This window comes from Cellulomonas septica, from assembly GCF_012396155.1.
Taxonomy (GTDB): Bacteria; Actinomycetota; Actinomycetes; order Actinomycetales; family Cellulomonadaceae; genus Cellulomonas; species Cellulomonas septica.
The window spans coordinates 1-5,051 of sequence record NZ_JAAXOY010000218.1 but is presented as its reverse complement, the minus strand read 5'-3'; the positions used below and the strand labels follow the sequence as shown (position 1 = coordinate 5,051).

3 protein-coding genes are annotated in these 5,051 nt (G+C 72.3%); 1 reads left to right on the top strand and 2 read right to left on the bottom strand.

The genetic code is table 11. The annotated features are described in order from the left end of the window. Window positions 1-109: 109 nt before the first annotated feature. The gene (locus HGA02_RS09880) at window positions 110-283 is read right to left on the bottom strand and encodes a hypothetical protein (protein ID WP_160142930.1); all 174 of its coding nucleotides are present in this window, start codon (window positions 281-283) and stop codon (window positions 110-112) included. Between the two features lie 94 nt (window positions 284-377). Between HGA02_RS09880 and HGA02_RS09875 the strand changes: the two genes are divergently transcribed. Further along, window positions 378-1,334 carry a GlxA family transcriptional regulator gene (locus HGA02_RS09875; RefSeq protein ID WP_168678857.1) on the top strand — a complete coding sequence of 319 codons (957 nt, stop codon included), beginning with the start codon at window positions 378-380 and terminating at the stop codon, window positions 1,332-1,334. 87 nt (window positions 1,335-1,421) lie between these two features. Here the strand turns inward: HGA02_RS09875 and HGA02_RS09870 are convergent. Continuing rightward, on the bottom strand, window positions 1,422-5,051 hold a 3,630-nt coding region (locus HGA02_RS09870), incomplete at its 5' end, for a multifunctional oxoglutarate decarboxylase/oxoglutarate dehydrogenase thiamine pyrophosphate-binding subunit/dihydrolipoyllysine-residue succinyltransferase subunit (RefSeq protein ID WP_425483053.1).

The window sequence follows — 5,051 nt, the reverse complement described above, 5'->3', positions numbered from 1 at the left end:
TCGGTGGGCCTGTCGCCCGACGGGGTGGGGTGGGCGTTCCATGGCCGCGGTGCGGCGACCCCGGCGGTGGACCGGGGCCGCCGTCCCGCGGGTGGCTGCGGGTGCGGCGTCAGCCCGCGACGCGGAACGGCTCGGACGGGAGGTCCGACGTCGCGTCGGACCAGTCGGCGTGCGACGACGGCGGCGGCGTGGTGCCGAGACCGTCCCCGCGGACGGCCAGGACGAGGCGGGTGACCCACCAGGCCGCGGCGGCGAGTGCGACGAGGATCCAGAATGTGGTCATGGCAGAAATTCTCCGACCATCGAAGTCGCGCCACGAGTGGCAGGACTGACGATGACCGTTGAGTTTCCGCCACGGCTGTGGGGATACTGGCGGCATGCTCCGTTCCGTCGCCGCGATCGTCCTGCCGAACACGGCCCCCTTCGAGCTCGGCGTCACCTGCGAGGTGTTCGGGATCGACCGCACCGACACCGGCGGCCCGCGCTTCGACTTCACGGTGTGCGCCCCGGAGCCCGGGCTCGTCACCACCAAGGCCGGGTTCTCCCTGCTCGTCGAGCACGGGCTCGACGCCGCCGACGACGTCGACCTCGTCGTGATGACCGCGTACGGCGAGCCGACGCAGGTCCCCGACGCGGTCCTCGACACCCTGCGCCGCGCCCACGACCGCGGTGCCTGGGTCATGAGCATCTGCAGCGGCGCGTTCGCGCTCGGCGAGGCCGGGCTGCTCGACGGCCGGCGCTGCACGACGCACTGGATGTACACCTCCGAGCTCGCGCGCCGGTACCCCTCCGCGGTCATCGACCCCGCCGTGCTGTACGTCGACGACGACCGCGTCATCACGAGCGCGGGCACCGCAGCGGGCATCGACGCCGCGCTCCACCTCGTGCGCCGCGAGCTCGGCGCCGCGATGGCCTCCGCCGTCGCGCGGCGCATGGTCGTGCCCCCGCACCGCGACGGAGGCCAGGCGCAGTACGTCGACACGCCCCTGCCCTGCGACGCCGACACGCTCGCGCCGCTGCTCGCGTGGATGGTCGAGAACCTCGACCAGGACCTCACCGTCCCCGACCTCGCCGCCCGGGCGTTCGTCTCCGAGCGGACCTTCGCGCGCCGCTTCAAGTCGGAGACCGGCACGACACCCGCCGCGTGGATCACCCGCCAGCGGCTCGTGCGCGCGCAGGAGATGCTCGAGCGCTCCGACGCGACGGTCGAGGAGATCGCCCGGCTGTGCGGCTTCGGCACCGCCGCCGTCCTGCGGCACCACTTCGCGCGCACCCTCGGCACGAGCCCGCAGGCCTACCGCCGGACGTTCAGCGTCGAGGTCCCGGTCGGCTGACGCCCGGGCTGCCGGCGCGCCACCGACGACGAACCCCCCGGCACCTTCCGACGAAGGGCCGAGGGGTTCGTGTCGTCCGACGGGGCGTCAGCGCGCGTACGCCTGCTCGAGGAGCCGGGCCTGCTGCGCCTGGTGCTGCTTGGCGGACCCAGCGGCGGGCGACGCCGACTCCGGGCGGGACACGACCCGCAGCTCACGGCCGATGAGCTGCGGCAGGTGCGTCGACAGGTACGTCCACGGGCCCTGGTTGCGGGGCTCGTCCTGCACCCACACGAGCTCGGCGTCGCCGTAGGGCGCGAGCGCCTCGCGGACCGCGTCCTCGTCGAGCGGGTAGAGCTGCTCGAACCGCACGATCGCGGTGTGCTCGTCGCCGGTCTTGACGCGCTCGGCCAGGAGGTCCCAGTAGACCTTGCCCGAGCACAGCACCACGCGGTTCACCTGGCCGGCCTTGGCCGCGGCGAGGTCGTCGCCGATGACCGGGCGGAAGGTGCCGGTCGTGAAGTCCTCGACCGCCGACGACGCGGCCTTGAGCCGCAGCATCGACTTGGGCGTGAAGACCACGAGCGGCTTGCGCGGGCGGTGGTACGCCTGCCGACGCAGCAGGTGGAAGTGCGACGCGGGCGTCGACGGCTGCGCGATGACCATGTTGTCCTCGGCGGCCATCTGGAGGAAGCGCTCGATGCGCGCCGACGAGTGGTCCGGCCCCTGGCCCTCGTAGCCGTGGGGGAGCAGCAGCACGACGGACGAGCGCTGGCCCCACTTCTGCTCGGCGGAGGAGATGAACTCGTCGATGACGGTCTGCGCGCCGTTGACGAAGTCGCCGAACTGCGCCTCCCACAGCACGAGCGCATCGGGGCGCTCGACCGAGTAGCCGTACTCGAACCCGAGGGCCGCGTACTCCGACAGCGACGAGTCGTAGACCCAGAACTTCGCCTGGTCCGCGGACAGGTAGAGCAGCGGCGTCCACTCGGCGCCGGTCTCGCGGTCGTGGAACACGGCGTGCCGCTGCACGAACGTGCCGCGACGCGAGTCCTGGCCCGCGAGGCGCACGGGCGTGCCCTCGACGAGCAGCGAGCCGAACGCGAGCAGCTCGCCGAAGCCCCAGTCGATGCCGCCGTCGCGCGACATCTGCTCGCGCTTGTTGAGCAGCTGCTGCAGCTTCGGGTGGACGGTGAAGCCCTCCGGCGGGCGCACGTGCGCCTTGCCGATGCGCTCGAGCGTGCCCCGGTCGACCGCGGTCTTCCAGCCGACCATGATGCCGGCGTCCTCGAGCTGCGACTCCGGGCGCTCGAGGCCCGCGACGGCCTCGGCCTCGGCGGGCGGCGGCGTCCAGCCGTCCTCGCGCGTCTCCGCGAACACGCGCTCGAGCTGCTGCTGGTAGTCCTGCAGCGCCTGCTCGGCCTCGGTCAGCGAGATGTCGCCGCGCGCGACGAGCGTCTCGGTGTAGATCTTGCGGACCGAGCGCTTGGCCTCGATGAGGTTGTACATGAGCGGCTGCGTCATCGACGGGTCGTCGCCCTCGTTGTGACCGCGGCGGCGGTAGCACAGCATGTCGATGACGACGTCGCGGTCGAACTGCTCGCGGTACTCGAACGCGAGCTCGGCGACGCGGACGCACGCCTCGGGGTCGTCGCCGTTCACGTGGAACACCGGGACCTGGAGGCCCTTGACCACGTCGGTCGCGTACTGCGACGAGCGCGACGACGACGGGCCCGTCGTGAAGCCGACCTGGTTGTTGATGATGACGTGGATCGTGCCGCCCGTGCGGTACCCGCGCAGCTGCGCCAGGTTGAGCGTCTCGAAGACGACACCCTGGCCCGCGAAGGCCGCGTCGCCGTGCACGAGGATCGGCAGCACGGAGAAGCCGTCGCCGCCGAGGTCGATGCGGTCCTGCTTGGCGCGCACGATGCCCTCGAGGACCGGGTCGACGGCCTCGAGGTGCGACGGGTTCGCGGCGAGGTAGACCTGCGTGGTCGCACCCGACTCGGCCGTGAAGGTGCCCTCGGTGCCGAGGTGGTACTTCACGTCGCCCGAGCCCTGGACCGACTTCGGGTCCTGGTTGCCCTCGAACTCGCTGAAGATCTGCGCGTACGACTTGCCGGCGATGTTCGCGAGCACGTTGAGCCGGCCGCGGTGCGCCATGCCGATGCCGACCTCGTCGAGGCCCGCGTTCGCGGCCTTCGACAGGATCGCGTCGAGCAGCGCGATGACGGACTCGCCGCCCTCGAGCGAGAAGCGCTTCTGGCCGACGTACTTGGTCTGCAGGAACGTCTCGAACGCCTCGGCGGCGTTGAGGCGACGCAGGATGCGCAGCTGGTCCTCGCGCGGCGTGCGGGCGTAGCCGGACTCCAGGCGCTCCTGCAGCCAGCGGCGCTGGCGCGGGTCCTGCAGGTGCATGTACTCGACGCCGACGCTGCGGCAGTACGAGTCGCGCAGCAGTCCGAGGACGTCGCGCAGGCGCGCGCGGGGCTTGCCGGTGAACCCGCCCGTCGGGAACGTGCGGTCGAGGTCCCACAGCGTGAGGCCGTGGTTCTGCACGTCGAGGTCGGGGTGCTTGCGCTGGCGGTAGGCGAGCGGGTCGGTGTCCGCCATGAGGTGCCCGCGCGAGCGGTAGGCGTGCACGAGCTCGCCGATGCGGGCGGGCTTCATGGCCTCGTCGTCGGGGTCGTTCGACGTGTCGCGGACCCAGCGCACGGGCTCGTACGGGACGCGCAGCGCCGCGAACACGCGGTCGTAGAACCCGTCCTCGCCGAGCAGCTTGAGGCCGAGGATGCGCAGGAAGTCGCCCGACTGCGCGCCCTGGATGATCCGGTGGTCGTAGGTGCTCGTGAGCGTGAGGACCTTCGAGACGCCCATCGCGTTGAGGCGGTCCTCGGACGTGCCCGCGAACTCGGCGGGGTAGTCCATCGCGCCGACGCCGATGATCGTGCCCTGACCCTGCATGAGGCGCGGGACCGAGTGGACCGTGCCGATCGTGCCCGGGTTCGTCAGCGAGATCGTCGTGCCCGCGAAGTCGTCGACCGCGAGCTTGTTGCCGCGCGCCCGGCGCACGACGTCCTCGTACGCGTTCCAGAACTGCGCGAAGTCGAGCGTGTCCGCCTTCTTGATCGACGGCACGAGGAGCTGGCGGGTGCCGTCGGGCTTCGCGAGGTCGATCGCGATGCCGAGCGCGACGTGCGCGGGCTGCAGGACGCCGGGCTTGCCGTCGACGAGCGTGTACGCCGCGTTCATGGCCGGCATGTCGGCGAGCGCCTCGACGAGCGCGTAGCCGATGAGGTGCGTGAACGACACCTTGCCGCCGCGGCCGCGGGCGAGGTGGTTGTTGATGACGATGCGGTTGTCGACCATGAGCTTGGCCGGCACGGCGCGCACCGACGTCGCGGTCGGGACCTCGAGGGAGGCCTCCATGTTGGTGACGACGCGCGCCGCCGGGCCGCGGAGCTTCTGCACGTCGTCGCCGGACTCGGCGGCCTCGATGCGGGTCGGGCGCTGCGCGACCTGCGCGTAGGGCGCGGTCGCGGGCTGCGCGGTCGCGATCGGCGACGTGATGGCGGGCGGCTCGGTCGTCCCGGTGGGTGCGGGCGCCGCGGGGGCGCCAGCGCGGCCCAGCTCTTCGACTCGTGGGCGGGCTCGCTGAGCCTCGCCGACTACACCGCGCACGTCGCGCCCGCGTCGGCGCATGCGCTCTCCGCGATCGCCGACCTCGACGTCCGCCGC

Excerpts from the sequence above, each read along its gene's own strand:
- HGA02_RS09880 (WP_160142930.1), bottom strand. The coding sequence starts at position 283 with ATGACCACATTCTGGATCCTCGTCGCACTCGCCGCCGCGGCCTGGTGG.
- HGA02_RS09875 (WP_168678857.1), top strand. The coding sequence starts at position 378 with ATGCTCCGTTCCGTCGCCGCGATCGTCCTGCCGAACACGGCCCCCTTC.